Here is a 25,907-nt window from a genome sequence, read left to right as displayed (position 1 = left end):
GGCAACGGGCGTGCTGGCAGCAAGTTCAGGGCGGATCTGCCGCACATGCGGAGGTGATCCGGCACGGGCGTTCAACGCGGAGCACTGCGCGTGCACGCGTCGGCGGTGCGGCGCAGGATCGTCTCCACGTCGTCGACGATCCGTCGCACGATTTCGGCCGCCGGAAGGATGTCGTGGACGAGGGCCGCGGACTGTCCGGTGAACGGCAGGATCTCGTGCCCCCGTCCGGTGAGCACGGCCTCCACGATGCGGGGACCGGCTTCCGCCGGCTGCACCCGCTCGGGCTGCGCTTCCACGTCCTCGAGGAAGGGGGTGCGCAGCGAGCGGGGGAAGCCACAGGCATCAGGTCGCGAGAACGGCGGCATGAACCTGTCGCTGTGGGCCGGCTTGATCGTGTCGCGTGCTTCGGCCGCGACGATCCGGTTCTTCCACTCCTCGGCGATTCCCATCTCCACCGACGCGAGCAGGCGCGTGCCGATGGCCACCCCCTGGGCTCCGGGGGCCAGCGCCGCCGCCGGCCCCCGGCCGTCCGCGATGCCGCCTGCGGTGACGACGGAAATCTCTCCCGCGATGTCCACGACCTGGGACACCAGCACCATGGTGCCCGCCTCGCCACCCTGGCCGCCCGCCTCGCCGCCCTGGGGCGAGGACGACGTCCACGCCCGCGCGGACGGCCTGCTCGGCCTGCTGGACGTCCATGATCTGCTGGATCCACAGGATGCCCGCGTCATGGGCGCGCCCGACCAGGTCGTCGGGGACCCCGAGGTGGAAGGAGATCGCGGCCGGGCGCTCGTCGAGCGTCGCCCGGAACGCCTCCTCGTTCAGGGGGCGCAGGGTGTGGTTGACGGCGAAGGGCCGGTCGGTCAGCTCCCGCATCCGGGCCCACTGGCGCCGCAGGTCGGCGACCGGGCTCACCGCAGTGTCGAGGCTGCCGAGGGCTCCCGCCCCGCATACGGCCGCGGCGAGATCGACCTGTTCGTACGGCCCGTACGGTGCGCCGATGACGGGCACATCAATACCGAGTACGTCGCACAGCCGCGTACGGAGCATCGCCGCCTCCTCCTTCCGGCGCCGCGGGCAGGTGGAGCGGAGCCGCTGCCGCCCACCCTGCTGCGCCGGCAGTCGGTCCGCCCTCGGTACGCGGGCCGGGAGTGAGGCACCGCTTCCGCACGCCCGGCCGGCGCCCGGGCCCCGGCGTGCCCACCGGGGGCGGGCGGGGGCACCCTGGAGACATGGCCCGAGCCAACGACCAGGTCGAGGCGCTGCTCCAGGAGTACGCCGACCTCATCGCCATCCGCGGCGGGGAGGCCTTCAAGGCGCGCGCCTACGAGAAGGCCGCCCGCGCCGTCGGGGGTCACCCGGAGGACGTCTCGAAGCTCGATGCCGAGGGGCTGCGCGAGATCCCGAACGTCGGCAGGTCCGTCGCCGACAAGATCATGGAGTACCTGCGGACCGGCCGTATGTCCGTCGTCGAGGAGGCCCGGTCGTCCGTGCCGGCCGGGGTGCGGGAGCTGATCACGATTCCGGGGCTCGGGCCCCGCAAGGCCATGGTCCTGTACGAGGAGCTCGAGGTCGCCTCCGTCGACCAGCTGCTCGACGCCATTCACCAGGAACGGCTGCGCGATCTGAAGGGCTTCGGAGAGCGGACGGAGAGCAACCTCCTGCACGGCATCTCGGTGCTCCAGAGGGCCGGTGAGGGCCGGATGCTCGTCAACGCCGCCATGGACGTCGCCGAACAGCTCGTCGCCGAGCTGTCGGACGTCCGCGGCTGTGTCCGGTGCGCGTACGCGGGGTCCCTGCGCCGTATGAAGGAGACGATCGGGGACGTCGACATCCTGGTGGCGGCGCACCGGTCGGCCCCCTTCATGGACGCCCTCACGGCCCTGCCCCACACGGCCGAGGTCATCGCACACGGGCAGAAGAAGACGTCGGTGCGCACCACCACCGGACTTCAGGTGGATCTACGGGTCCTTCCTCCGGCCTCGTGGGGCGCGGGGCTGCAATACTTCACCGGCTCCAAGGCCCACAACATCCGCACGCGCGAGATCGCGGTGCGTCGAGGGCTGAAGCTGTCCGAGTACGGGCTCTTCGACGCCGAGAGCGGGGAGAGCATCACCTCCGAGACGGAGGAGGAGATCTACGCCAGGCTGGGTCTGCCCTGGATCCCGCCGACGCTGCGCGAGGACCGCGGTGAGATCGTGGCCGGACTGAACGGCGAGCTGCCGGACCTCCTGTCGGAGAAGGACATCCGCGGCGATCTGCACACGCACACCGACTTCACCGACGGCCTGGCCCCGCTGGAAGACATGGTCGCCGCCGCTGCCGCCCGCGGTTACGCGTACTACGCCGTCACCGACCACGCCCCCAACCTGTACATGCAGCGCATGACCAAGGAGAAGATCCTGGCCCAGCGCGAGCGGGTCCGCGCGCTCGACGGCACGCACCACAAGATGCGGCTGCTGCACGGCACCGAACTCAACATCGGTCCGGACGGCACCCTGGACTGGCCCGACGAGTTCCTCGCGGATTTCGACATCTGTGTGGCCTCGGTCCACTCGCACTTCAACCAGAGCAGGCGGGAACTCACCCGCCGTCTCGTCCGCGCCTGCGAGAACCCGCACGTCGCCGTCATCGGACATCCCACGACCCGCCGGATCGGCAAGCGCCCGGGCATCGACGCCGACTTCGACGCCGTCTTCGCCGCCTGCGCGCGGACGGACACCGCTCTGGAGATCAACGCGCATCCCGAGCGCCTCGACCTGTGCGACGAGGACATCCTGCGCGCGAAGCGGTACGGCGTGAAGTTCGCCGTGGACTCCGACGCGCACGCGATCACACATCTGCCGTACATGCGCTACGGGGTGGCGACGGCGCAGCGTGGCTGGCTGACGAAGGAGGACGTCATCAACACCTGGCCGCTGACCAAGCTGCGCCGGTTCCTGGGCAAGAAGGGCGCCTGACGAACCGCGGACGCCGCACTGTGGCGCAGACACCGGTCCGCCCGGCCCCGTCACATCCGACGGCCGGCCGCGGTCATTTCGAGGGTCCTTCGTCGTCGGGGTGCAGAAGGCAGGAGGCAACGACCACCAAGGGCCATACGGACTGCATGCACGTCACCAGGCGTTCGGCGACGCCTGCGACACCGTGGCGGTTCGTCTCGATCAGGAACCAGACTGCACCCACGCCCATCAGAACGGTCACCACGAGCGAGGGCAGGGGCCGTAGTCCCCATGGCGCGGCTCCGCCGTGGTCGTCGGCCAGCACCGGCCACACGCGAGGAGTGCGAAGCCCACCGCGGCGACCGACCCGTGCCGCAAGGATCCGCCGCTGCTGGGCGCGGGGATCAGAACCACCGCGAACGCCGCCACTCCCCTCCGGCCAGCGCCACACGTCCGGCGAGCGCGGCCGGGCGCACCCCCAAGGCGGTGAACAGATGGCAGACGCCCAGGGCGAGGAGCGCTCCGGTCATCACCCCGAATCCCTCGGCCCCGTAGGCCGCCAGAACGCTGATCGTCTGAGTGGCGGGGTCGTAGGCAGGGCCTTGCAGCAGTGCGGCGACCGTCCAGCCTCCGACCAGGACGACAGGAGCACACCCCGACGAGATCAGGGTCCACCTGGGAACAGATCGCATCAGCCCACCGTAAAGCGCGCGATCTTCCGTCCGCCGCGAGCACGCAGGTGGTGCAGTCCGATCGGGTCCGGGCCGACCGCGACTCCGCGCCGACGCCGTCCGGCGGATCCGGCTCCCCGGACCCGCCGCACGGCAGCACGCCCGCCGTCAACCGGCGTAGGTCTCGAACTCCGCGATCCGCGGCGTCCCCGTCGAGCCGGTGATCTCGAAGGTGATCTTCTGCAGCGACGTCAGGGGGAAGGTGATCACGCCCGCGCCGCTGCCGGAGGCCAGTACGGCGCCGGTGTCGTGGTTGACGACCCTCCACGATCCGATGCTGCCCACGGAGCCCGACGCCTCCCGAATGTTGATCTTCGAAACGGTGGTGGCGGAGCCCCACTTGACCGAGACGGAACCGGTCGAGCCGGCCGGCGACCAGTAGGTACTCATGTCACCGTCCCGCACATTGCCATAGCTCGTGCCGTCGGCCTTGCTCGTGCCGTCGGAGCCGGCTCCGATGCTGAGGTTGGTCCCGCTGGGCTGGGTCGGGGTGGGCGCCGGGGTGGTCGGGTCCGGCGCAGGGGTGGTCGGGGTCGGGGCGGGCGTGGTCGGGTCCGGCGTCTGCGGCGAGCAGTTGCCGTCCGAGACCCGCAGGCCCTTGTTCGCGCCGGCCGTCTGGCTCACGACGCCCGGCACGCAACTGGCTCCGTCGAGGCTGAAGGAGTACGGGATGCCCACCGTCGTGTTGGACTTCGGGTCCGGGCCGGCGGGGTTGTTGTCGCTGCTCGGGCTCGACCAGGTCACGTTGTCGAAGATGTTGCCGCTGACCTGCCAGTAGCCGGCCGCGTCGGTGTAGAAGGTGCCGAGGACGTCCTTGGAGTCCTCGAAGTAGTTGTTGTCCGCCTTGGCGCGGGCGCCGGCACGGGAGTTGATGCCGGACTCGTTGAGGCTCTTGTAGTGGTTGTTGTACATGTGGCCGATGCCGCCACGCAGCAGGGGCGCACGGGAGTCGATGTTCTCGTACAGGTTGTGGTGGTAGGTGACGAAGCCGTTGGACAGGTCGCTCTCGCTGGAGCCGACGAGGCCGCCGCGGCCGGAGTTGCGCAGAATGCTGTAGGACAGGGTCACGTACTGGGTGTTGTCCTTCATGTCGAACAGGCCGTCGTAGCCCTCCGACTCACCGCCCGACGCCTCCAGTGTGGTGTGGTCGACCCAGACGTTGCGGACGCCGCTCTCCATGCCGATGGCGTCGCCGCCGTTGGACGTGGGCGAACCCGACTTCTTGACGTTCCGGACGGTCACGTTCTGGATGATGATGTTGCGGGCCTCACGGATGTGGATGCCCACCTGGTCGAAGACGGCTCCCCCGCCCACTCCGACGATCGTGACGTTGCTGATCTGCTTGAGCTCGATCACGCCGTCGGCGGTGTTGCAACTGGCGCCCGAGACCTTGCTGGTGTTGCCGTGGTTGATGGTCCCCTCGACCTGGATGGTGATCGGGGTGCTGCTGCTGGCCCGGTTGCACAGGGCCGCGTGGATCGCGGTTCCGGTCGTGGCCCGCACCGTCTGGCCGCCCGCGCCGCCGGTGGTCCCGCCGTTCTGGGTGGCGTAGCCGGTGACGCCGCCGGTGGCGGCCGACGCCTCGGGCATCGTCAGAGCCACACCGGCCACGGCCGCGAGGGCGCCTGTGGCCAGCGCCGCGGAAAGTCGTAGTGCGACTGGATGTTTCATTCTTGCCTCGCTTTTCGTCTTCGAATGGGGGGTGTTCTGCCGGATGGCGCGCTTGGTCCGGTGGCCGCCCGGCGCCTTCAGGGCCGTCAGGGTCTGCGGGGCACCTCGCCCCGCGGCGCGCGTCAGTCGACGTAGCGGATGTCGGACGAGGAGTAGAGGCAGTGCGTGCCGTCCGCTCCCGTGCCGATCTGGGTGGGCTCGCCGCTCGTCGTGCCCCTGTACTTCGTGCAGATGTCGATGTCGCGGCCCGAGTCCCCGTGGATCGTGATGCCGGAGAACCGCGCCGTGTCCCCGTAGTTGGTGTTGATTCCGACCAGGGTGTCGCCGGGAGCCGTGATCTTGGTGTCGACGATCTGGATGTGCCTGGCGTACTGCGTGGAGCAGTTGCCGCAGGAGCGGACCAGCTTCCCGAAGTCCTCGACCTGGAAGTTCTTGATGATCAACGTGCCGGCGCCGTTGTGCTGGAAGACCTTGTCCGCCGCCTTCCGCGCACCGCCGCCCTCGACCGTGCGGACCGTCGAGGAGGAGCTGCCGCGGAAGGTCGCGGCATCCTCGCCGACGTCCTCCCACCAGACGTTCTTGAGCGTGCAGGTGCCGTCGCAGTGCACGCCGTCCGCGGCTGGGGCGCCGAGAATGACGTTCTGCAGGGTGGCGCCGTCCGCCAGCCGGAGCATCGGCGGCTGGCTCTCGCTCTGGCCGTCGCTGCCCAGGTCACCGCTGCCGTACAGACGCTTCATGCCACCGTCGTAGGTGCCCGTGACCGAGATGGTGGAGGTCACCGCCTGGCTGCCGTTGGCCGTCGGCCACGACGCCGGCGGGTCGGTGGGATCGGTCGGCGGGTCGGTCGGGTCCGTGGGGACCGTGCCCGACGCGGTCAAGGTCCACTTCTTGCTGGTCACCGAGTCGCACGAGTTCTGCTGGACCAGGGCGCCTGCCGCCTTCGAACTGTCCTTGACGTTCAGGCACTTGGCGCCGTTGCTGTTGACGACCTGATAGGTGTCGCCACTGACCTGCGTCAGCTTCCAGACCTGGGTCGCCGTACCGCCGCAGGTCTGCTGCTCCACCGGCTTGCCCGCGCTGGTGGAAGCGTCCCGCACACCGGCGCACTTGGAGCTGTGGGCGGCGGTCAGGGTCCAACCGCCGCCGGCGGCCGCCGGCTTCCAGGTCTGGTCGGCCGCGCCGTTGCAGGTGTTCTGGACGAGCTGGACGCCGGCGGAGGTGTTCGCGCCGGGCACCGCCAGGCACAGTCCGCTGTTGACGTTCTTCAGGGTGTACGAGCCGGCCGCCGCCGCGGCCGACGCGGAGCCTGTCATCCACATGGCGGTGAGGCCGCCGCCGATCAGTGCGGTGACGGCTGCGACAGAGGCGGCGGCACGACCGCGCCTTCTTCGATGGTGGTTCCGTGTGCTCACTCGGCGTTCCTTTCACCACCTGCGGTGTCGGCCGCAGGTACCAGTCGGTGGGGTGGTGGGGGTGTAGTGGCAGAGACCGTCACGGACTCCCGCTGTTCTACATACTGAACATTGTTCGTATATGAGAACTGCGGAGGAAGGTACGCCACACCTGACGGTCGGTCAATACATCAACCGGTTCAGCCGGTTCTTCGGGGTGGACCTGCTGATGGTGGACTCAGAGTGGCGTCACGGTGTGGTCATGTCAATGATTTTCGCAAGCGCTTTCTATGTATCGGTTTCGTGGCCGCTGTTCCGCCTACTGAACGCTTGCGTCGCCGAGCAGGCGTGCCGAAATGCCCCCGGCCGGGTCTTCTGGACCCGGCCGGGAGTGCTGCGGTGTCATCCCCGTCGTACGGATTCCGCGCCTGTTCTCGGACAGCCGACATCACCGTCCGCTCGGCCCTCAGGCGGCCGAAGTCGCCGCCCGCGGGCCTGTCTCAGACGGCTGACGTCACTGCCCGCGCGCCGGCTGGTTGGCGATCAACAGGGTCGTACCGGCCGCGCGGAAGCCGAGGCGGGCGTAGATGCGGGCCACCGCCTCCTCCGCGTAGGCGAGGAAGACCGTGCGTACCCCGTGGTCGCGGGCGTGGGTGGCCAGGGCGGCCATGACAGCGGCGCCGAGACCCTGACGGCGGGCAGTGGGAAGAGTGCCGATTCCACCGATCTCGGTGGTGCCGTCGGCCGGGTGGTAGTGGCCGACGGCCAGCGGGGTGCCGTCCGGGGCGAAGGCGGCGACCAGCGTCTTGTGACCGGCACGCAGGGACGGGCGGATCGTTGCCGGCGTGTCGTCGGCCGCCAGCTTTTCGGCCGCTGTCGCCAGCTCCGTCGGACCCGCCTCCCCTCGCGCGGTGCCCTCTGCCGCGAAGGCCGGCCCGGGGAGGGCGAGTACGGCGGGCAGGGCGGGATCGTCGGCGTCCAGGGCACGGATCGTGACATCGGGGAGGGGCTGCGGGGGCAGCGGGTGGTGCGGATCGAGGACCATCAGCGGGCGTTCCGCGACCGGGAGTCCCGCTTCCTCGATGCGTACACGCAGCGCGGGCGTCACCTCGGCGAGCCACTCGAACGCTTCCGGCACTCCGAGCTCCCGCTGCCGGGCGCGCACCAGGGCGATGTCGGCGGCGGTGACGGCAGAGTTCGCCAAGGCGGGGCGGGCATGACCGGGGCCGCCGTAATAGGGCGCGCCTGGCTCCTTTCGCACGAAGAGGCGCAGGGGACCGAACTCCTCGGCTTCCGCGAACAGGAGTGGGACAGTGGCGTAATACCGCTCCATACGGTCACGCAGGGACGACTCGCTCATGCGGCGTATCCCATCACGGGACGTCAGGGCACTTTCCACAGGCCGGACGCTCGCGGGCACGGCACTGCGCCTTCGGCCGCGCCGTACGCCGTCCGACTCCGGGCAGGCCTGAGCAGCTTGTCACGCCTATCGAATGTCGATAGATTTCCATCGCAGTTCGATTGAAGGGGAAGCGATGGGAAAGTTGACAGTGCTGGCGCTCCGCGCCGTGATCGTGGCGCTGCTCGCCGGTTCGGTGTTCGTGCAGGCGGTGATGGTGCCCCTGCTGGCCATCGACATGAGGGAGCTCGACGCGGACGTCGCACACCTGCGCACCCCGGTCCTGGTGATCATGGTCCTCGGTATCGTGACGGTCGAGGTCGTGCTGGTGTGCGTGTGGCGGCTGGTGACCATGGTGCGGCGCGGCACGCTGTTCTCCCACGCCGCCTTCCGATACGTGGACATCGTGATCGGCGCTGTCGTGGCGGCCGCCCTGCTCGTGTTCACGTTCGGGGCCGTCCTGGCGCCGGGCGAAGCCGTCGCCCCCGGCATCGTCCTTCTGGTGGGCGGGGCCGGCCTGGCAGTCCTGGGGGTCGCGCTCGTCGTGCTCGTGATGCGGATGCTGCTCGCCCAGGCCGTGGCGCGCGATGTCGAGGCGTCCCGGATGCAGGCCGAGCTGGACGAGGTGATCTGATGCCGATCGCCGTCGACATCGACGTCATGCTCGCCAAACGCAAGATGTCCGTGGGCGAGCTCGCGGAACGCGTCGGAATCACCCCCGCCAACCTGGCGGTACTCAAGAACGGCCGCGCCAAGGCGGTGCGCTTCGCGACACTCGCCGCGCTCTGCGAGGCACTCGACTGCCAGCCGGGCGACCTGCTGCGCTGGGAGGCCGACGCGCCGCGGACGGCCGGCGCGGAGCGGACCGCCGACGCGGCGGGCAGCTGACGCGGAACGGACACGGACGCGACGGGCGGCTGACGCGGAAGGACCGCCGGCGCCGAACGATTGCCGACGTGGAACGGAACGCCGGCGCCAGAGGAACGCCGGCGCGACGGCCGGCTACATGTTGATCATGTGGCCGGCCAGTCCGTGGACCGCTTCCTTCACGGCCTCGCCGAGTGTGGGGTGCGCGTGCACGTTCCGGGCGACCTCGTGCACCGTCAGGTCCCACTGCTGGGCCAGGGTCAGTTCCGGCAGGAGTTCGGTGACCTCCGGGCCGATGAGGTGGGCGCCCAGCAGTTCCCCGTGCCGGCCGTCGCTGAGGATCTTCACGAAGCCGGAGGGATCACCGAGTCCGTGGGCCTTTCCGTTGGCGGTGTACGGGAACTTCTGCACCTGTACGTCGAAGCCGCGCTCGCGCGCCTGCGCCTCGGTCCAGCCGAAGCTGGCGATCTGCGGCTGGCAGTAGGTGGCGCGGGGGATCATGGTGTAGTCGAGTTCCATCGTCTCCGCGTCCGCGATGGTCTCGGCGGCGACCATGCCCATGGCCTCGGCCGCGTGCGCGAGCATGAGCCGTGCCGTCACATCGCCGATCGCGAAGATGTGAGGAACGTTCGTGCGGCATCGCCCGTCGATCTCGACCGCCCCGCGATCCGTCAGGCGTACGCCGGTGCTCTCCAGGCCGTAACCGGTCACCCGCGGCTGGAAGCCGATGGCCTGAAGCACCTTGTCGGCTTCCAGGACCTGACGCTGCCCGCCCGTCGTCACGTGCACCCGCACCTGCGGGCCCTCGTCGTTGATCGCCTCGACCCTCGTGGACGTCAGCACATTGACGCCCAGCTTGCGGTAGCGGCGGGCCAGTTCCGCTGAGACCTCCTCGTCCTCCAGCGGTACGACCCGGTCCATGAACTCGACCAGCGTGACCTGCACGCCGTAGTTGTGCAGCACGTACGCGAACTCGACGCCGATGGCGCCCGCGCCGGCGATGATGATGCTCCCCGGCAGCCGGTCGCTGAGGATCTGCTCCTCGTACGTCACCACCCGCTCGCTCAGGCTCGTGCCCGGGAGCAGCCTCGTCGTCGCGCCGGTGGCGAGGATGCAGTGATCGAAATCGACGGTCTGCTCCGTCCCGTCGGAGCCCCGGACCCGCATGGAATGGGCGTCGGTGAAGACGCCCGTCCCGTCGAACTTGGTGATGCCGTTCTTCTTCATCAGGTAGTGCACGCCTTTGACGCGTCCGTCGGCCACCTTCCGGCTGCGCCGGAACGCCTCTCCGTAGTCGAAGGAGACCTGGCCGTCGACGCGGATACCGAAGGTCTTCGCCTCATGGGTGAACAGATGGGCCAACTCGGCATTGCGCAGCAGCGCCTTTGAGGGAATGCACCCCACGTTGAGGCACACACCGCCCCAGTACCGCTCCTCCACCACCGCGACCGACATTCCGAGTTGGGCGCAGCGGACCGCCGCCGTATAGCCGCCCGGACCGGCCCCGAGAACCACGACATCGAAGTGTGCACTCATACCAGCACCATAGGGGCGTCGGCGTCGCGAGCAGCGCATCGCCGTGCGGCATTGTGGCAGGGCACCACGGGCCCGTTACCCACCGCACCAGTGGTCGCGCTGCACCCCCGGCGCTCGTGTGCGACGGTGACAGGGGGCGTCCCGACACGGCTGGAGAAGCGATGCAGCAGGACAAGCACCCTGATTACGGTCCCGTGGTCTTTCGTGACCGGGCCGCCGGTTACGCGTTCCTGACCAGGTCGACCGCGCGCAGCGACGAGACCATCGTGTGGGACGACGGCGAGACGTATCCGGTCATCGATGTCGAGATCTCCTCGGAGAGCCATCCTTTCCATACGGGCAAGGCTCGCGCTGTGGACCCTCAGGGGCAGATCGCCAAGTTCGATCAGCGGTACGGCGGCGCCGGGAAGAAGAGCGGCGGCTGAGGAAACGGCGCCTGTCGCCCAGACCCTTGGTTGCTGCCTGCCGCGGCCCCGAGGCGGCACCACTACGCCGGAGCCGGCGGGCCCCTGACCCGTACGCGTCGCAGGCGGCGGACGCAGTGCGACGAGCGGGTCGGCCAGGGCCCGGTCAGCTCTCCGTCCGTTGCCCGCTCAGGCGCAGGAGTTCCTCCCCTGTGGCGTACAGCTCGATGAGCAGTGGCCGCAGCGCCCGGCCGGTGGCCGTCAGGGCATACCGTGTGCGCACGGGGAAGCCGCGCCTGCGTTCCACCTCGACCAAGCCGCTGTCCTGGAGTGCTCGGAGCCGGTCGGTCAGCACTTTCGCCGACAGCTCCGGGAGCCGGGCCCGCAGCTCCATGAAGCCGTGAGGGCCGCCCATCAATTCCCGCAGCAGCAGTGTGGTCCAACGGCCGGAGACCGCCGCCAGGGCGACCTCGACGGGGCAGTCGGCCTCCGGCCGCCGGGTGCGTCCCCGCGGGCCGGGTACCAGCTCCACGTCCCACGCGGCGTGGGTTTCCGTTTGGTTACCTGTTTCCGCGGGCTGTTCGCTTGCCACATGACGCATTCCACCAGTGTGCAGCGGGCGACCAGCGCCGCCGAGCACCCGTACGCCTTCGAGCGAGCTTTCAACACCTTCGATCCGGAGGTCCTCGACCAGCTCTACGAGCCCGGTGCGGGCTTTGTGCCGACGCCCGGACACATGGTCACCGGGGCGGGTCGTCTCCGTGCCAACGGGGACTTCCTCCGGCTGCGCGTCCCGATCCGGGTGGCGCCACGTCACACGTATGTCGTCGGTGATCTGGCGCTGCTGATCGTGGACTTCGTCATCGCCGGCATCACGCCCGACGGGGACCCCGTTCGGATCGAGGGCACCGCGACGGACGTGGCCCGCCGCGGCGCGGACGGATACTGGCGCTACGCGATCGACAACCCGTTCGGGGTGGCACAGAGCACCGAACCGGTCCGGGACCCCGCCCGAAGCTGAGCGACCCCGTCCCGGCGGCAGGGCTCGCTCAGCTCGGCAGCCGGGAAAGCCGGACCCGGCGGTGGCCGAACGGTCAGGTCACGCGGTGGCGCACGTGGTGCCGTCGAGCGTGAAGGCGGTCGGGACGGAGTTGGCGCCGCCCTTGGTGGCCGTGAAGCCGACGGTCACCGAACCGCCGGCAGCGATGCCGGAGGTGTAGGAGGCGGGCGTGACGCTCACCGTGCCCCCGTCCTGGGCCGGGATTCCGCCCCACATGTGGGAGACGCGCTGGCCGTCCACGAAGCGGAAGACCAACGTCCAGCCGCTGATCGCGGCAGCGCCCGTGTTGCGTACGGAGATCTCGCCCTGGAAGCCGCCCGGCCATTCGTTGACGACGCGGTACCCGACGGCGCAGCCCGCGCCGGGGGTGCCGCCCTCGTCGGTGGTGACGGTCACCGTCGCCGAGCGGGCCGAGCGGTTCCCGGCCGCGTCGCGGGCGTAGACGGCGAAGGTGTACGCGGTGCCGGCGGTGAGACCGGTCACCGTGGCGGTGGTGGAGGAGGACGTGGCGACCTTGGTCTCGGAGCCGCCGCCGACGCTGACGACGTCGTATCCGGTGACGCCGACGTCGTCGGTGGAGGCGGGCCACGCGAGGGTGGCCGAGTCGGCGGTCACGACGGAGGCGGTCGGGGCGCCGGGGACTGTCGGGGCCTGCGTGTCGCCCGGGTCGCCGTAGACGGTGGCCTCACGGGAGGTCTCGGCGATGCCGTTCGCGCCGTGGAAGATCCGATCGCCCCAGGAGCTGAGCCGGCTCGGGTCGAAGCCGATGGCCAGGTCGAGGACCGGGTCGGTGTTGCCGCTCCAGGACCACGCGAGGTAGCCGAGCCGGAGCTGCTCGGCGGCGGCCATCATGGTGTCCTCGTCGGGGTCGCCCCACTGGTCGGCGGGGCCGCCGAACTCGCCGATGAGAATGGGCAGTCCGGCGTCGACGAACGCGTTCAGGTAGTCGGTGATCTCCTGGGCGGTGTCGAAGACGCTGTACATGTGGATCGAGAAGATCAGGTTCCCGGTGGGGTCGGCGTCGTACACGGACCGGGCGTTGGCCCGCATGACGCCCTGCCAGTCCTGGCCCCAGTTGGGCGCGTCCACCATGATCGTGTGTGTGAAGCCCGCGTTGCGGAGCTTCTTGACGGCCGCGGTCGTGGGAGCGGTCCAGCCCGAGGGGTCGGTGTTGCCCCAGGGTTCGTTGCCGATGTTGATGACGACGTAGTCCTCTTCGCCGGTGAGCACCTCGCGCAGACCGATCCAGTAGTCGGCCGCCTGGTCGAGCGTGCCGGCCGCCGCCTCTTCGCCGTAGCCGGTGGTGTCGTGCACCTCCAGCACACAGATCAGCCGGTTGGTCCTGCAGTCCGCGACGACGGCCGCCACGTCCGCGGGGCTGTTCTCCGTCCAGCGGTGCCCGTTGGAGAGGACGACCCGTACGGTGTTGGCGCCCAGCGCCTTGATGTCGGCCAGTGACTGTGTCTCGCCCGGGTACCAGGTGTGGGCGTGGTTGACGCCCCGCATGACGAAGTCGTTGCCGTTGCCTTCGAGCAGCCGGCCGTCGCTGATGTGGAGCCCTGCGGCGCGGACATCGGAGGGCTGCGCCTGCGCGACGGTCACGCCGAAGGGGCCGGGCAGGAGCAGCCCGAGAATCACGGCGAGTCCGGCCAGCAGGGCCGTGACGGAGATTCTCGCGGTGGCGCCTCCTGTGGCGCCTCTCGCCGGTTTCCCGGTCGTACTTCTGCTCGTGCTGCTCGTTCCTGTCGTGCCTCTCGCTGTTCTCACTGCGACTCCAGGAGTGGGGTCAAGAAACGTGGACATCGGATCTATGGGAGCGCTCCCATGAAGCCATGACGTCAGGAGCACGTCAAGATGTCGCGTCAGCGGGCTCCAATCGCCCGGCGCCGTCGCCCTGTTGCCGCCTGTCCCGCAGCAGGTCGCCGCCTGGTCAGTTCAGCAGGGCAGCAGTGAACGTCTCACGGCGATCGTCCAGCCAGGCCTGCATCCGGTCCCAGCGGTCCCAGCCGCCACGCTCGTCCAGTGCCCGGGTGAACACCGGGTCACCGGCGGCCACGCGACCGGCCACGAAAGCGCGGCAGACCCCTGTGGCCTGTTCGACGACGACGGGCAGTTCGCCGCGCTCCCGCGGCGTGAGGCCGTAGCTGTCGGCGAGGATCCGCAGCCGGGCGGGGGCATCCAAGCCGTCGGGGTAGGAGGCGGTCGCGGATACGGGGTCGAGCATGGGGACCCAGTAGCGGGCGGTCATGGCGACGTCCCAGAGGGGCCGCCCCGGGGCGGCCAGGTCGAAATCGATCAAGGCCACGGCGCGGCCGTCCCGGAAGACGACGTTCTCCGGGCACACGTCGTTGTGGCACAGCATCGTCCCTCCCTCCGGGTCGGCCAGGTCCTGAGGCCACTCGACGCGGGTGTCGGCCGCGACGGCCGCCGCGGAATCGTGGAGGCGCCGGAGCAGGCTCCCCACGGATCGCAAGGCGGGCCGGGTCATCACCCACTGCGGAAACGGCGGCAGGGCCACGTCGCCAGGGACGAACGTCACCTGCTCGCGGCCGTCCGCGGTGAGCCCGACAGGGACCGGAGCCGCGTCGAAACCGTGCTTCCTCAGCGCGAGGAGGTGGGCATGCAGAGCGATCGCGTGGGGCGGCGCCGGGCGTTCCACCAGCGCACCGCGGCGGAGAACCGCACCCGCGTTGACCATGCCGCCGGCCAGGACTTCGCTGTCCGTTGCCCCTCCCTCAGGCCTCATACCCATCACGCTACTGAACACCGACTCGTGATGCCGGTGGATCAGGGAGAGGCTGTGGTCACCGCCGGTACGTCAGCGGCGCCGAGCCGTGTGTCGCCACAGCACATGGACGACACGGATCACCGCGAGGACGCCGGCGACCGTAGCTCCCGTGGCCCGCAAGAACCTCTCGACCGCCGGAGGGAAGGACCAGACAGCGGCAGGGCCGGCGACCGCCGCGAACACCACGCCGCCGAGGAAGCAGGCGCTGAGCAGCGCGTAGCCGATCTCCACCGTGATGTCGTCCCGTTCGGCCTGGGTCCGCCGTCCTGCTGCCATGTGCCCACCATGGCACTGCGTCCCCGCCGCGGTCCATGAGTTCGGCAAGCCCGGCCGGGCTGCCCTGGCTTCCGGCGGGGATGCGCGAGGGGCGAGGTGGCGCACCGGCGGAGTCGGTGACATCGGCGCCGGCGCTGAGGGGCGGGCCGGACGAGCGGGGGAACAGACCGACCACCGTCCGGCACGGTGGCCGGGTGTCCGGCCAGGGCGTCTGCCCGTCCGTCAGTACCACGACGACGTCCGGCCTCGGCTGTGACCGCAGCGCCTTGGCGAAGCCCGCGCGCAGGTTCGTCCCGCCAGCGCCCTTGGATCCGGGCGGTGGCTCGCCACAGGGCTGTCACAAGCCACCGGGATCGCTTGACCCGGCGGCGTGGCGAGGGCCGACAGTGGGTGCGGAGATCATGTGAGTGAGCGATGTCCGGGCTCGGTGGTTCGGACAGGACGAAGAGGGGGCCGCGTTGACAACGACCTGCGTCATTCTCGACATCGGTGGCGTGCTGGAGATCACTCCGGAAACGGGATGGGTCCAACGGTGGGAGCAGCGGCTGGAGTTGCCGGCCGGCACGGTGAACCGGCGACTGGGCGACGTGTGGCGGGCCGGGGGCCTCGGGAGCATCGGCGAAGAAGAGGTGCACGAACAGGTGGCAGCCCGACTGCACCTCGACGCGCCTCAGGTCGAAGCCTTCATGGCTGATCTGTGGACGGAGTATCTGGGCACGCCGAACGAGGAACTCATCGCCTGTGTGCGGTACCTGCGGGACCGGTGCAGGCTGGGCATCCTGAGCAACAGTTTTGTCGGCGCCCGTGAGCGGGAGACGTCGCTGTACCACTTCGACGAACTGGTGGACCGGATCGTCTACTCGCACGAGATCGGCATCGGCAAGCCCGACCCGCGAGCCTTCGAGGCCGCGTGCGCCGGCTTGGGCGTGCGCCCCGAGGACTGTCTCTTCATCGATGACGTCGCAGTCAACATCGAAGCCGCTCGGGCATTTGGCATGAAGGGGCATCTGTTCGAGGACAACGTCCGGACCATCGCCTGCATCATGAGTCATGTGAACGCGGTCCCGGTTCCCGGTCCGGCCCCGGTCGGGCGGGCGGGCGGGCGGCGCTGAGCGGATGGTCCGCGGCGGCCGGACAGGCCTCGTCGGGGGCCCGGCCGCCGCGCCGTGTCAGGTGCGGCTCGCGGTGCAGTCCGCCGGTGTGGGACGGCCGGTGGGCCAGGCGAGGCCGACGAATCGGATGCGGCCGGGGGCGTCGGGCGCGAGTTCCACCACGGAGACCGCCTTGTTGTAGGGGTTGCCGTAGTTGTCCAGGCAGATCCAGCCGCTGGCGCCGTCGACCTTGCCCATGCCGTGCAGCCGCAGCCACGCGTCGCTGATGCGGCCGAGGGTGGGGATGACGGGGTCGCCGTCGTCGCGCATCCGGATCGCGGTGATCGCGGTGAGACCGGCGTCGTAGAAGGTGATGGTCCGCGAGTCGGTCAGTTCCACGGGGCCGATGTTTCCGACCTCTTTGCTGGTCGCGAGCTCGGCCAGGGTGCGGTAGGCGGCCGCCGAGCCGCCGGTGGCGGGCGTCTTGGGGCCGGTCCAGGCGTCGGGGTGGGCGACGGCGGCGTACTGGAGGGTCACGCCCTTGCGGAAGGCGTCCCAGTCGAGGAGCTTGTCGGAGGAGAGGGTGGAGGCGCCGGAGCCGGTGATGACGGTGTACTTCTTCTCGGTGCAGCCCCGGTTGCCCAGTTCGTTGACGAACTGCCGTAGCTGGACGGGGCGTCCGGCGAAGTAGATGACCTTGGCGGCCGATGTGCAGATGGTGTCGACCATCTGGTCGAAGGCGTTGGCGGTGGTGCCCTCTTCGTGGAACTCCTCGGGGGCGCGGTACTGCTCGGGTGCGCGTGGCGATCCGAGGGTCCGTTCGGCGAAGGCCCGCTTGAGCGCGTCGACGTAGTTGTCGCCGGTGCGGATGTCCTCGACGACCAGGGTGTGCTTGGGGTCGATGTCCTTGTTGAAGTGGGACAGGGCCTTGGCCTGGTCGGTGGTGGTGGGCACGACCCGGGCGAGGCCCGGGTAGGCGTCGGGCCTCTGGGGGCTGTTGCCCGAGTCGTCGGCGGTGATGGGACCGCCGACGACGGGGATGCCGCGTTCCCGGGTGAGATAGCCGATGGCCGCCTGCGTGGTGGCTGTGGAGACGTCGAAGCCGATCACGGCCCGGAGGTTGTCGGTCTTGGACTCGGACAGGGCGCCGAGCTGTTCCGCGACGGGCTTCCAGTGGCTGTGGCTGCGGCCGGGGTTGGCGAGCAGCAGCCGAATCGCCGGCTTCTTGCTGTTGGAGTCGTGATTGGCGCGGTACTGCGCGAGGTAGGCGCCCTGCACCTCGTGCAGTGTCTTCTGCTGTTCGAAGGCCTGGGCGGGCGCCATCGGCAGCATCACGGCGACGGAGACATGCGGTTCGTCCTCGATCCGCTCGTTCTCGGCCTTGATCCTTGCGCTGACCTCCTTGAGGTTGGCGGCGAAGACGAAGCTGCCGTCGGTGACGCCCGTGCATTCCCGGGCGCCTTCGGGGCCGCGTTCCTCGACCCCCTTGCCGCAGGCGGGATCCGGCCGGAGGACGACGATGCCGGTCCATACGGCCGCGCCGAGCACGGCCAGGGCGACGACGAGTCCGGCCGCCTTGGTGAGCGGTCCGCCGGGGAGTCTTGCGATGAACGACGTCATGACGCGGCACCTTCCTGGACGGGCAGGTCGGGAGCCTGTGCTCCGGCCCGCAGACGGGCCGGCCAGGCGGCGGACGCCTCGCGGTAGGCGGCGTGCGCGGCCTTGTTGCCGTACAACGTCTCCAGCGCGATGCGGACGGTGGTCAGTTCGTCCTCGCGGGGCGCGAGGGTGAGCGGGTCGGAGAGCCGCCAGAGCAGGGGCACCAGGGCGGCCACGGCTTCGTGGTGCGGGCCGGGAACGTCGCTGCCGCAGGCCGTGCACGACAGGGTGGGGCCGCCGGCGGGGGGTTCATAGCCCTCGCGCGGATGGGGGGCGGCGCAGATCAGGTTGAGCGCGGTCAGCCACTCGCCGGGCGGGGCGACGGTGAACCGGTGGTGCAGGACGCACACCACCTCCTCGACCCTGCCGAGGGCGAGCGTGTGGTGCAGATAGGTGTCGCTGCGCGGGTCGCACAGGGAGCGCAGGCGCAGTTGGGTGTTGCGCCAGCGCTCATGGGTGGTGGTGGCGGCCAGCCGGTGACGCAGCAGCAGATCGAGCGCGCGGTCACCGTCGAGGAAGGAGCGCGTCCGGTAGTCGTCGGCCTCGCGGACACGGGCGGCGACCAGGTCTTCGGAGTGGTCCTCGGGATGGGTGAAGGTCCACAGTCCGCGCCGGGTGCCCGGGTCGGCCGCGGCGGACAGCAGCACCAGGCGCTCCCGCATCACGGGGTCGGGCAGCAGTTTGGCGAGGAGCGCGGGCGCGGCCTCGTCGAGGAGTTCACCACTGCGTATCGTGCCCGCTTCCTGGACGCGCCGCACGGCCGCGTCCGCGAGGATGCGGGCGCTCGCCGCACGGCCGCCGCTGTAGCGCGCGACGACGCGGGGCAGATGGTCGGGGTAGTCGACGGGGCTGAGCATCTCGGCGATGTGGGCCGGTTCGATGTCGGGGATGCTCAGCACCAGGTGCCGGGCCTGCGGTACGGCGTCGCCCCCGACCTCGCTCAGCGGTGGGTGGCCGTGGCCCTTGCCGAGCAGGGTGGCGAGGACCACGGGCCGTGTCGGGTCCTTGCCCGGGGTGCCGTGCCCGGTGTCGAGCAGGTCGAGGAAGGAGCGCCCGACGCCGGTGTGGGCGTTGTCGAGGAGCAGCAGGGGCCTGGGCTTCTTGTTGAGCCGGCGCAGCGTGCCGTAGTTGGCGTCGATGTCGTCGAGGAGGGCGGCGACGAGATGCTCCTCGGCGGTGCGCCTGCGGTCGTCGAGCCTGCGGAAGCCGCGGACGAACTGGAAGAGCCGTTGCAGCGAGTCGCCCTGGTAGCCCTGGGAACGGTGCAGCCGTCCGCCCCACCAGGCCAGTGCGCCCTTGTCCGGCTCGCTCTTGACGAGTTGCGCCCGGGCGGTGTCGAGGACGATCCCGGCGATGCTGTCGAGGCCGGGCACGGCGGACAGGACCTGCGGGAGGTTGTCGGTGACGACGTCGAACCAGCGGCCGAGGCTCTCCCTGCGGCGTCGTACGTCGGGGTCCTCGGCGGTGATAAGGGTGCGCAGATCGGCCTCCGCCCGACGCAGGTCTGGCGGCCGCAGATCGGTCCCGTCGCTGTTCAGCGGGCGCCAGGCGGTGACGACGAGGAGGCCGAGCGACAGCCGGGGAAAGGCCAGGGGCCTGCCGAAGTGCCGTACCTCCAGGCCGAGTTTGTAGGCCAGGAGATACAACAGGTGGGTGATGCGGGAGGCGTTGGGGACGTCGTCGTCGCCGTCGGCGACGCCGGGCTCGCCGAAGCCGGGAGCCTCGAGGTCGACCCGCGCGAGCGGCACCCGGCCGTTGTACGCGTCATGGACGGCGCCCAGCAGGGCGGTCCTGCCGCTCCCCCGTCCGCCGACGATCCGTACCACGGGCGCACCCTTGGGGTACGCGAAGGGGACCTGGTACCCGTCCTTGTGGTGCAGTCCCACCAGCCGGGGGACGAAGCCTTCCTGCAGGGCCTGCTGACCGTACAGTCTCCCGCCCATGGCGCTCCCCCGTCTCCCCCTGCCAGCCGCGCATCATGAGATCAACTCGCCGTGCACAGAGGGAACTTACCTGACAGGTGCCTGCGCGGCAGAGGGTTGGGAGCGAACACTTCGCCGTGCCTTCGGGCGGGTTCGCGCGAGCGGCGACACGAGTGGCGCGACGATCGCGGGAGCGGGGAAGAGCTTCACGGCGCAGGCTCGTTCCGGGGCCCGTACGCGCCTGCCTCGCGCGAAGGGGTCGCCTCGCATCGTGAGCAGCGCGGGCGACATGAGCGATCCTCTCGCCGTCGCAGGCCTCTCGCCTCGCTCGCCCTCCCGGTTCGCCCCCGGCGCTCGCCGACGGGGCGTGGGCGCTCAGCAAGGGGTCACGTCAGGTTCGATCCGGGGCAGCGCCCAGGGTTCCAGAGTCCCTTCGCAGTACTCCGCCAGGAACTGGACCGCGCCGCCGTCGTAGTGCCACCACCCTCCGCTTCGGGAGGCGACCGTGACGGTCCAGTCCCGCGGGGTCCGGCCGGTCGTGCTCCACATGAACTTGTCGCTCTCGTCCGACTCCGCCCAGGGCAGCAGGCCGCCGGGGGCGGGATGGGCAGCCGGGCCGGAGCCGGGTTCCACCCAGGCATCGGCGAGTACGTGCAGGGCGTCACGGAAACCGCGAAGGCTGTCGCGCTCATGGCCAGGGTCGGGAAGAGTTACGAGAAGGAAGTCACCGACGGCGAACGTCGGGTACCGCTCCGCGAGATGCTTGTAGTCCGCCGGCAGCGCGGTGCCCAGACCCTCCTCGAGTACGGCCCAATCGATCACGGCAGGCCCGGGCCGGCGATGCCCGGCCAGGCCGGGGAGGGCGCGCTCCAGCGCCGCGAGGGCCTCTTGCGGTTCCGTGATGCGGCGCTGCGGCGCCTGAGTACCCATCAGGTCGTCGTGCTTCATGGACAGCAGCGTGCCAGACGCGAGTGGCGGCCCCTTCCCCCGGACGGGGCACAATGACGTCGTGGAACCGAGGAGTCAGATCATCGTCGCCCTGGATTGCGACAACCGTGCGACCGCGGACGAGATCGTCGCGCGACTGGGCGACGAGTGCCGTTTCTACAAGGTCGGTCCGGAACTGCTCACAGCGGCCGGCCCCGGCGTCGTCGAGCACCTTGTCGCACAGGGCAAGGAGGTCTTCCTGGACCTCAAGCTCTTCGAGATTCCGAACTCGGTCGCGGGTGCGGTGCGGGCCGCGGGAGCTCTGGGGGTCTCCATGGTGACCGTCCACAGCATGGGCGGTACGGGCATCATGAGGGCCGCCGTCGATGCCGCCAGGGGCTTCCCCGGCCTGCGCGTCCTCGCCTTGACGGTGGTCACGAGCATGACCGACGCGGATCTCGCCGACGTCGGGATCGACGTTCCGGCGCAGGAGCAGGTGCTCAGGCTGGCGCGGCTGGCGGACAAGGCCGGCTGCCACGGTGTGATCGCCTCGCCGCCGGACGTCCCGATGTTGCGGAGCGCGCTGGGCGCCGGTGCGCTGATCGTCACGCCGGGCGTCGCGTTGCCCGGCGAGTCGCCGGCCGAGCACGCCCGGCCCGACACTCCCCGTGCGGCCGTCGCCGGCGGCGCCTCCCATGTCGTCGTGGGCCGAACGGTCACGCGCGCCACGGACCCGGCCGCCGCGTTCCGTGCCGTCCGCGCCGACATCGCTTCGTAGCGGGCGGGCGCGTCCCGCGGGTGTCGGCCGGCCAGGCAGTCGTCACTCTGGGCCGTCTCGACTTGTCCGGCCCGGCGTGCCGCCTACAGGGTCGCCTGCTGCTCTTTGAGCTTGTCCATGACACGATTCCGGAGGAGTTCGTACTCCTCTCGGAGCCGCCGCCATTCGGTGACGGGCGGACGGGGAACGACGACTCCGCCGGTGACGATCTCCTCCGGCCGGAACTGTTCCCGCGTGAGGTCGATCTCGATCCCCATGCCGAGGCGGTTCCACCAGTGGTAGTCCACGCGCTCTCCGTCGACGTGGACCTCTCCTCGGATCAGCTCGCCTCCCACGAGGTCATTGAGCACCATGGCGGTCACACCGCACTGGTCCCGGGCCGGGTTGTCGGTGGTCCAGCGTGATCGGAACTCCGGCGTGCACGTGTCGGCACTCCAGCTGCTGCGAACGGCTCGCTCCATGTCGGTGAGACTCAACGGTGTCATGCCGGTGATCCTCCCAGCCCGCACCGACAACGGGCGCTCACCGCAGGCACCCGGCGCGAAGTGCGCGAACGGTCTGGTCAGGCGCGCGGTCGGCGTGCCATGCTCGCGCCACAAGGAAGGCGAAACATGACTCTGTATCTCGGCATACCGCTCGGCTTGATGGCGTTGCTCGTCGCTGTCAGTGGGGTGGCTGCGCTCCGTTCGGGCTGGCTGCTGCCCGTGCAGCGGCAGTACATCGTCCGTCCGCATCTCTTCGGGTGGGCGCAGTTGGCGATCGCTCTCGCGCTCGTCATTCAGGTCGCGGGCGCCGTGCTGGCCGAGGCCGGCGGCCTTCGTTCCGCCGTCACGATGTCCGGCGCCGCGGTGCTGCTGGGTGGCGTGCTGCTGATCGTGCAGGCCCAGCGCCCGGCGCGCGGCCGCTGAGCACGACTCTCCGCCGGTCCGCCGCTTTCCACCGTTCCGCGTTTCGCCGCTTCGCTCTCGCCGTTCCGCTTTCCCCTTCCGCGGGCCGGTCGCAGGGTCGTGCCCGGTCACAGGACCGTGCACCTCTTCCCTGGGCGAACGATCGGCCGAGGGCCGGGCACCGATGTTCTGGACACGTGTCTATAGTTGATGGACAACCGTCCAGAACTTGAGGCGCATCCATGACCTTCACAGCCAACGCACTGGTCGGCCTGGTGGCCGCTCTGCACGTCTACATCCTGATTCTGGAGATGTTCCTGTGGGAGCGCGGCCCCGGCCGGTCGCTGTCCGGCTTCGACAGGGACATGGCGCGCGCCACCGCTCCGCTCGCCGCGAACCAGGGGCTTTACAACGGCTTTCTCGCCGCCGGCCTCGTCTGGGGTCTGATCGCCGCGGACCCGACAGGACAACAGGTACAGATCTTCTTCCTGTCGTGCGTGGTGGTCGCGGGCCTCTACGGAGGCTTCACGGCCAATCGGCGCATCTTCGTCGCTCAGGCGCTGCCCGGCGCGCTGGCCCTCACTGCCGTACTGGTCGCCGGATGAACGACCCCAGGGCGGCGCGCACCAGGGCCAGGCTGCGGGAGGCGTTGCTCGAGGAATGCGCCGGACGCCCCCTCGACGAGGTCAGCGTGGCGGCCGTGGTGCGCCGGGCGTCGGTCGGCCGGGCCACGTTCTACCTGCATTACCCGGACCTGGACGCACTGGCGCTGGACGCCTGCGCCGAGATCGTCAGGGATGCCGTCGAGTCGCTCCACGCGTGGCGGGGCACGCCGGATCCCGAGCAGCCTCCACCGCCGCTGACCGCTTTCTTCACGGAGATCTCCGAGCACCGTTCCCTCTACCGCGGCCTGCTCCGGGAAGGCGGAAGCGGTCCGTTGGGCGATCTGCTCCACCAGGAACTGCGCGCCCGGAGCCGCGCGGAACGGGAACTGGCCGGCGCCCCCGCCCCGGCCATGATCGCCTCGGCGGTCGCGGCGGCCTTCGCGGGCGTCCTCGCGGACTGGCTGCACGGCGTGATCGACGCCTCGCCGCAATCGATGTCGGCGGGGGTCTGGCGGCTGCTGATCTCCCTGCACCGCACACCGGTGGAGTGAGCCGCACCGGGCGTCACGCCGTCCGCCGCGAAGGCGGTCGGCGTGACGCCCGGCGTGGACACTCGCCCTGGTCGGGCGGTCACCGCGCGCCCCTGTCCGGATAATGGGAATGCGGCATGCGGGTGCCCTCGCTCGTGGAGGCCGGGCGGGCCGGCTCCCTGCCGTACGAGCGCGGGGAGGCTGAGACCGTGGAAGACGACGCGTACGACATCGACGCCGTGCTTCAGCAGGCGCTGGACCGGCTGGCCCTGCTGGCCGACGTGGGCGCCGCCCTGGCCGCCACCCTCGATGTCCGGGAGGCCTTGCGGCGCGTGTCGCGGCTCGTGGTCCATCAGCTCGGCGACTGGTGCGCGATCGATCTCCTGGACGTCGACGGCACACTGGAGCGGGTCGCTGTCACGCATCGTGACGCCGGCCCGCCCGCCGCGAGCCCGCTGGAGGGCGCGCTTCCGGTACCGGCCGACGTGGCGAGCGGGCCGGTCGCGAGGGTCCTGCGCGGGGCCGGGCCGCTGCTGCTTCATCGCAGCGACTTCCCGCCCGCCCACGCGGACCCGTTCCATGCCCGGCCGCTGGAACTGTTCCGTCAATTGGACACGGACACGGCCATCGTGGCCCCGCTGCGGGCCAGGCCCGACATCCTCGGCGCGATCACGGTCGGCCGGACGAGCGGCGAGTGGCCGCTGACGGAAGCGGACTGCGCCCTCGTGGAGGATCTCGCCCGACGGGTCGCGCTCGCGGTCGACAACGCCCGGCTCTACCGGGAGACCTCTCGCATCGCCGAACGTCTTCAGCGCTCGCTGCTGCCGAACCTGTCAGGTCCGGGCACCCCGCAGCGTGCGGCCCGCTACACGCCTTCGCAGGCCACCGCGGAGGTGGGCGGCGACTGGTACGACAGCTTCCCGCTGCCCCACGGGAACATCGCCATGATCATCGGCGATGTGGCGGGCCACGATCTGCGTGCCACGGTCACCATGGGGCAACTGCGCAACATGCTCCGTGGCATCGCCCTCGACCGCGAGGAGCCCCCCGGCCACATCCTGAACCGCCTCGACGTCGCACATCACCAGCTCTACCCCGACGTCACCGCCACCTGTGTGTACGGCGTCCTCAAGGGCGGCGACGACGGGCCGTGGGAGTTGCACTACTCCAACGCCGGCCACCCGCCGCCGCTGCTCGTCACCCACGACGGCGACACCTTCTTCCTCGAAGACGGCCATGGCCCTCTCCTGGGCGCCCTGCCCGACCTTCCGCGCGACAGCGCCCGCTGCCCGCTGCCCGCCGGCTCCACCCTCGTGCTCTACACGGACGGGCTGATCGAACGCCGCGGCGAACCCGTCCACCGCGGCATGACACGGCTGCGCCAGCAGGCCGCCGCCGTGGCCCGGGAACCGCTGGAAGAATTCTGCGACGAACTCCTCACCGGTCTCGCCTCGCAGACCACCGACGACGTCGCCGTGCTCGCCACACGCTTGCCCGCATGACAGGTCCCGATCACGGACCGAGGACCGGACACCGTCCGCGCTGCTGGTGCTGACCGTGTTTCGGTCAAGCGCTGACGGGTCCGTGACGTCGGCCCTCCGGCCTCTTGGTGCGGGCGCCGCTGAGCCGCAGCACCGGGCCGCCGACGACCCCCGTGCCGTCGGTCGGCCTCGCCGACCGGTTGTGCCCGCCGGCCCTCAGCGGGAGAGGCCGGCGAGGGTGGCCTCGAGGTCTGCGGTCTTGGGCCGGTTGTGAGGGAGCTTGGCGAGTACGCGCGCCATGCCGCATGTGTCGGTGAGGGCGGAGAACACCAGGCCGCCTGCGACGGCCGCGGAGATGCCCCGTGCCCGGGGCATGCCTCGTCCGAGGATGAGACCGGTGAGGACGAGCGATCCGGCGGCGAGGCGGACCTGCCGTTCCATGGCCCACGGGGTGCGGGTCCCGGCGGGGCGGTGGGTGTCGTGGCCCCGTTGGACCCAGGCGGTGGTGCCGCCGGTGAGGGTGGCAGCGGTGATGCCGTCGACGGCGAGCCGCCGGCAGGCGGTTTCGGAGCGGGAGCCGGAGGCACACACGACGAGGAGATCACCCCGGTCGGCGGCGGCCTTCAGCGCGGGCAACGCCTCGTCGAGATGGTCGAGCGGAATGTTGTGGGCGCCGGGCAGATGGCCGGAGGCGTACTCGCCGGGCGTGCGCACGTCGATGACGGTCAGCTCGTGAAGGCGGGCCCGAGCCTCGTCGGCGGAGAGAGCGGTAGGTGCCACTGGCGCTGTCCTTTGCTCGTTGCGGTTACCGCTGCGCCAGGATACGGGACTGCTCGGCGTACGCCGTCGGCCTTGCGCACGCGCCTGCTCCCGCACGGCTTCGCGCCCGCCCGGGGGCATACCTACGTTCCTCGCCGCGCCAATAGGCATGAGCCGCACGACAGTTCGAGAAATCCACCCGCACG

General features: G+C 70.5%; 25 protein-coding genes and 3 pseudogenes. 11 read left to right on the top strand and 17 right to left on the bottom strand.

Features of this window, described 5'->3' with window-relative positions; all coding sequences use genetic code 11:
* Positions 1-71: 71 nt before the first annotated feature.
* A complete protein-coding gene (locus ACTMTU_RS04505; RefSeq protein WP_441262126.1) occupies positions 72-590 on the bottom strand; it encodes a nitronate monooxygenase in 519 nt (172 codons plus the stop codon).
* A 301-nt stretch (positions 591-891) separates the two neighbouring features.
* Positions 892-1,050, bottom strand: a pseudogene (locus ACTMTU_RS04500) (NAD(P)H-dependent flavin oxidoreductase); the annotation flags it as partial.
* A gap of 182 nt (positions 1,051-1,232) precedes the next feature.
* Between ACTMTU_RS04500 and polX the strand changes: the two are divergent.
* Positions 1,233-2,960, top strand: a complete 1,728-nt coding sequence (gene polX / locus ACTMTU_RS04495; protein WP_441262125.1) for a DNA polymerase/3'-5' exonuclease PolX — start codon at positions 1,233-1,235, stop codon at positions 2,958-2,960.
* 73 nt (positions 2,961-3,033) lie between these two features.
* Here polX and ACTMTU_RS04490 read toward each other — a convergent pair.
* The 4 genes and pseudogenes from ACTMTU_RS04490 to ACTMTU_RS04475 all read right to left on the bottom strand — a co-directional run bounded on the left by ACTMTU_RS04490 (position 3,034) and on the right by ACTMTU_RS04475 (position 8,092).
* Positions 3,034-3,631 (bottom strand): annotated as a pseudogene (locus tag ACTMTU_RS04490) (DUF998 domain-containing protein).
* A gap of 147 nt (positions 3,632-3,778) precedes the next feature.
* Positions 3,779-5,341, bottom strand: coding sequence for a pectate lyase family protein (locus tag ACTMTU_RS04485; RefSeq protein WP_441262124.1), 1,563 nt, complete (start codon positions 5,339-5,341; stop codon positions 3,779-3,781).
* A 122-nt stretch (positions 5,342-5,463) separates the two neighbouring features.
* The gene (locus tag ACTMTU_RS04480) at positions 5,464-6,654 is read right to left on the bottom strand and encodes a pectate lyase (protein WP_441262586.1); all 1,191 of its coding nucleotides are present in this window, start codon (positions 6,652-6,654) and stop codon (positions 5,464-5,466) included.
* A 592-nt stretch (positions 6,655-7,246) separates the two neighbouring features.
* Entirely contained in the window at positions 7,247-8,092 is an 846-nt protein-coding gene (locus ACTMTU_RS04475) for a GNAT family N-acetyltransferase (protein ID WP_441262123.1), read from the bottom strand.
* A gap of 175 nt (positions 8,093-8,267) precedes the next feature.
* Here ACTMTU_RS04475 and ACTMTU_RS04470 point away from each other — a divergent pair, with 175 nt between their 5' ends.
* Both ACTMTU_RS04470 and ACTMTU_RS04465 read left to right on the top strand, forming a co-directional pair.
* Positions 8,268-8,765, top strand: coding sequence for a DUF2975 domain-containing protein (locus tag ACTMTU_RS04470; RefSeq protein WP_441262122.1), 498 nt, complete (start codon positions 8,268-8,270; stop codon positions 8,763-8,765).
* On the top strand, positions 8,765-9,019 hold the full coding sequence (locus tag ACTMTU_RS04465; protein ID WP_441262121.1) for a helix-turn-helix domain-containing protein: 255 nt from the start codon (positions 8,765-8,767) through the stop codon (positions 9,017-9,019). Before ACTMTU_RS04470 ends, ACTMTU_RS04465 begins: the two co-directional genes overlap by 1 nt.
* 114 nt (positions 9,020-9,133) lie before the next feature.
* Here the strand turns inward: ACTMTU_RS04465 and lpdA are convergent, their stop codons facing one another.
* Entirely contained in the window at positions 9,134-10,534 is a 1,401-nt protein-coding gene (gene lpdA, locus ACTMTU_RS04460; protein ID WP_441262120.1) for a dihydrolipoyl dehydrogenase, read from the bottom strand.
* A 161-nt stretch (positions 10,535-10,695) separates the two neighbouring features.
* On the opposite strand from lpdA, the gene ACTMTU_RS04455 reads away from it, so the two are divergent.
* Positions 10,696-10,959, top strand: coding sequence for a type B 50S ribosomal protein L31 (locus ACTMTU_RS04455; RefSeq protein WP_441262119.1), 264 nt, complete (start codon positions 10,696-10,698; stop codon positions 10,957-10,959).
* 145 nt (positions 10,960-11,104) lie between these two features.
* On the opposite strand, the gene ACTMTU_RS04450 is transcribed toward ACTMTU_RS04455, so the two are convergent.
* Entirely contained in the window at positions 11,105-11,539 is a 435-nt protein-coding gene (locus ACTMTU_RS04450; RefSeq protein WP_441262118.1) for a winged helix-turn-helix transcriptional regulator, read from the bottom strand.
* Here ACTMTU_RS04450 and ACTMTU_RS04445 point away from each other — a divergent pair.
* Positions 11,531-11,959 (top strand): YybH family protein, encoded by a 429-nt coding sequence (locus ACTMTU_RS04445; protein WP_441262117.1) that lies wholly within the window; start codon positions 11,531-11,533, stop codon positions 11,957-11,959. The genes ACTMTU_RS04450 and ACTMTU_RS04445 overlap by 9 nt on opposite strands.
* 78 nt (positions 11,960-12,037) lie before the next feature.
* Here ACTMTU_RS04445 and ACTMTU_RS04440 read toward each other — a convergent pair whose 3' ends face one another.
* The 4 genes and pseudogenes from ACTMTU_RS04440 to ACTMTU_RS04425 form a co-directional block, all read right to left on the bottom strand.
* Positions 12,038-13,669 (bottom strand): cellulase family glycosylhydrolase, encoded by a 1,632-nt coding sequence (locus tag ACTMTU_RS04440; RefSeq protein ID WP_441262585.1) that lies wholly within the window; start codon positions 13,667-13,669, stop codon positions 12,038-12,040.
* Between the two features lie 259 nt (positions 13,670-13,928).
* Positions 13,929-14,744, bottom strand: a complete 816-nt coding sequence (locus tag ACTMTU_RS04435; RefSeq protein ID WP_441262116.1) for a phosphotransferase — start codon at positions 14,742-14,744, stop codon at positions 13,929-13,931.
* A gap of 72 nt (positions 14,745-14,816) precedes the next feature.
* A complete protein-coding gene (locus tag ACTMTU_RS04430; protein ID WP_441262115.1) occupies positions 14,817-15,062 on the bottom strand; it encodes a DUF6332 family protein in 246 nt (81 codons plus the stop codon).
* Between the two features lie 150 nt (positions 15,063-15,212).
* Positions 15,213-15,366 (bottom strand): annotated as a pseudogene (locus tag ACTMTU_RS04425) (DUF2201 family putative metallopeptidase); the annotation flags it as partial.
* Positions 15,367-15,520: 154 nt separating this feature from the next.
* On the opposite strand from ACTMTU_RS04425, the gene ACTMTU_RS04420 reads away from it, so the two are divergent.
* The gene (locus ACTMTU_RS04420) at positions 15,521-16,174 is read left to right on the top strand and encodes an HAD family hydrolase (protein WP_441262584.1); all 654 of its coding nucleotides are present in this window, start codon (positions 15,521-15,523) and stop codon (positions 16,172-16,174) included.
* 57 nt (positions 16,175-16,231) lie between these two features.
* Here the strand turns inward: ACTMTU_RS04420 and ACTMTU_RS04415 are convergent, their stop codons facing one another.
* The 3 genes from ACTMTU_RS04415 to ACTMTU_RS04405 form a co-directional block, all read right to left on the bottom strand.
* Entirely contained in the window at positions 16,232-17,773 is a 1,542-nt protein-coding gene (locus ACTMTU_RS04415; RefSeq protein ID WP_441262114.1) for a hypothetical protein, read from the bottom strand.
* Positions 17,770-19,755, bottom strand: a complete 1,986-nt coding sequence (locus ACTMTU_RS04410; RefSeq protein ID WP_441262113.1) for a hypothetical protein — start codon at positions 19,753-19,755, stop codon at positions 17,770-17,772. Before ACTMTU_RS04410 ends, ACTMTU_RS04415 begins: the two co-directional genes overlap by 4 nt.
* A 354-nt stretch (positions 19,756-20,109) precedes the next feature.
* Positions 20,110-20,682 (bottom strand): SMI1/KNR4 family protein, encoded by a 573-nt coding sequence (locus tag ACTMTU_RS04405; RefSeq protein WP_441262112.1) that lies wholly within the window; start codon positions 20,680-20,682, stop codon positions 20,110-20,112.
* A 61-nt stretch (positions 20,683-20,743) separates the two neighbouring features.
* Here ACTMTU_RS04405 and pyrF point away from each other — a divergent pair, with 61 nt between their 5' ends.
* The gene (gene pyrF / locus ACTMTU_RS04400; RefSeq protein WP_441262111.1) at positions 20,744-21,439 is read left to right on the top strand and encodes an orotidine-5'-phosphate decarboxylase; all 696 of its coding nucleotides are present in this window, start codon (positions 20,744-20,746) and stop codon (positions 21,437-21,439) included.
* An 83-nt stretch (positions 21,440-21,522) separates the two neighbouring features.
* Here pyrF and ACTMTU_RS04395 read toward each other — a convergent pair whose 3' ends face one another.
* Complete coding sequence (locus ACTMTU_RS04395; RefSeq protein WP_441262110.1) at positions 21,523-21,924, bottom strand: YunG family protein; 402 nt, start codon at positions 21,922-21,924, stop codon at positions 21,523-21,525.
* Between the two features lie 126 nt (positions 21,925-22,050).
* On the opposite strand from ACTMTU_RS04395, the gene ACTMTU_RS04390 reads away from it, so the two are divergent.
* The 4 genes from ACTMTU_RS04390 (at position 22,051) to ACTMTU_RS04375 (ending at position 24,963) form a co-directional block, all read left to right on the top strand.
* Complete coding sequence (locus tag ACTMTU_RS04390) at positions 22,051-22,347, top strand: hypothetical protein (RefSeq protein WP_441262109.1); 297 nt, start codon at positions 22,051-22,053, stop codon at positions 22,345-22,347.
* Positions 22,348-22,568: 221 nt separating this feature from the next.
* The gene (locus ACTMTU_RS04385) at positions 22,569-22,931 is read left to right on the top strand and encodes a DUF1304 domain-containing protein (RefSeq protein WP_441262108.1); all 363 of its coding nucleotides are present in this window, start codon (positions 22,569-22,571) and stop codon (positions 22,929-22,931) included.
* Positions 22,928-23,482 carry a TetR/AcrR family transcriptional regulator gene (locus ACTMTU_RS04380; protein WP_441262107.1) on the top strand — a complete coding sequence of 185 codons (555 nt, stop codon included), beginning with the start codon at positions 22,928-22,930 and terminating at the stop codon, positions 23,480-23,482. Before ACTMTU_RS04385 ends, ACTMTU_RS04380 begins: the two co-directional genes overlap by 4 nt.
* Before the next feature lie 116 nt (positions 23,483-23,598).
* Complete coding sequence (locus ACTMTU_RS04375; protein ID WP_441262106.1) at positions 23,599-24,963, top strand: PP2C family protein-serine/threonine phosphatase; 1,365 nt, start codon at positions 23,599-23,601, stop codon at positions 24,961-24,963.
* Between the two features lie 195 nt (positions 24,964-25,158).
* Here ACTMTU_RS04375 and ACTMTU_RS04370 read toward each other — a convergent pair whose 3' ends face one another.
* Positions 25,159-25,722, bottom strand: a complete 564-nt coding sequence (locus ACTMTU_RS04370; protein WP_441262105.1) for a rhodanese-like domain-containing protein — start codon at positions 25,720-25,722, stop codon at positions 25,159-25,161.
* Positions 25,723-25,907: the final 185 nt, after the last annotated feature.

This window comes from Streptomyces sp. OZ13 (assembly GCF_052068155.1).
GTDB lineage: Bacteria > Actinomycetota > Actinomycetes > Streptomycetales > Streptomycetaceae > Streptomyces.
Note: the sequence above shows the minus strand (reverse complement) of the source record. Positions and strands in the feature narration are given on the sequence as shown.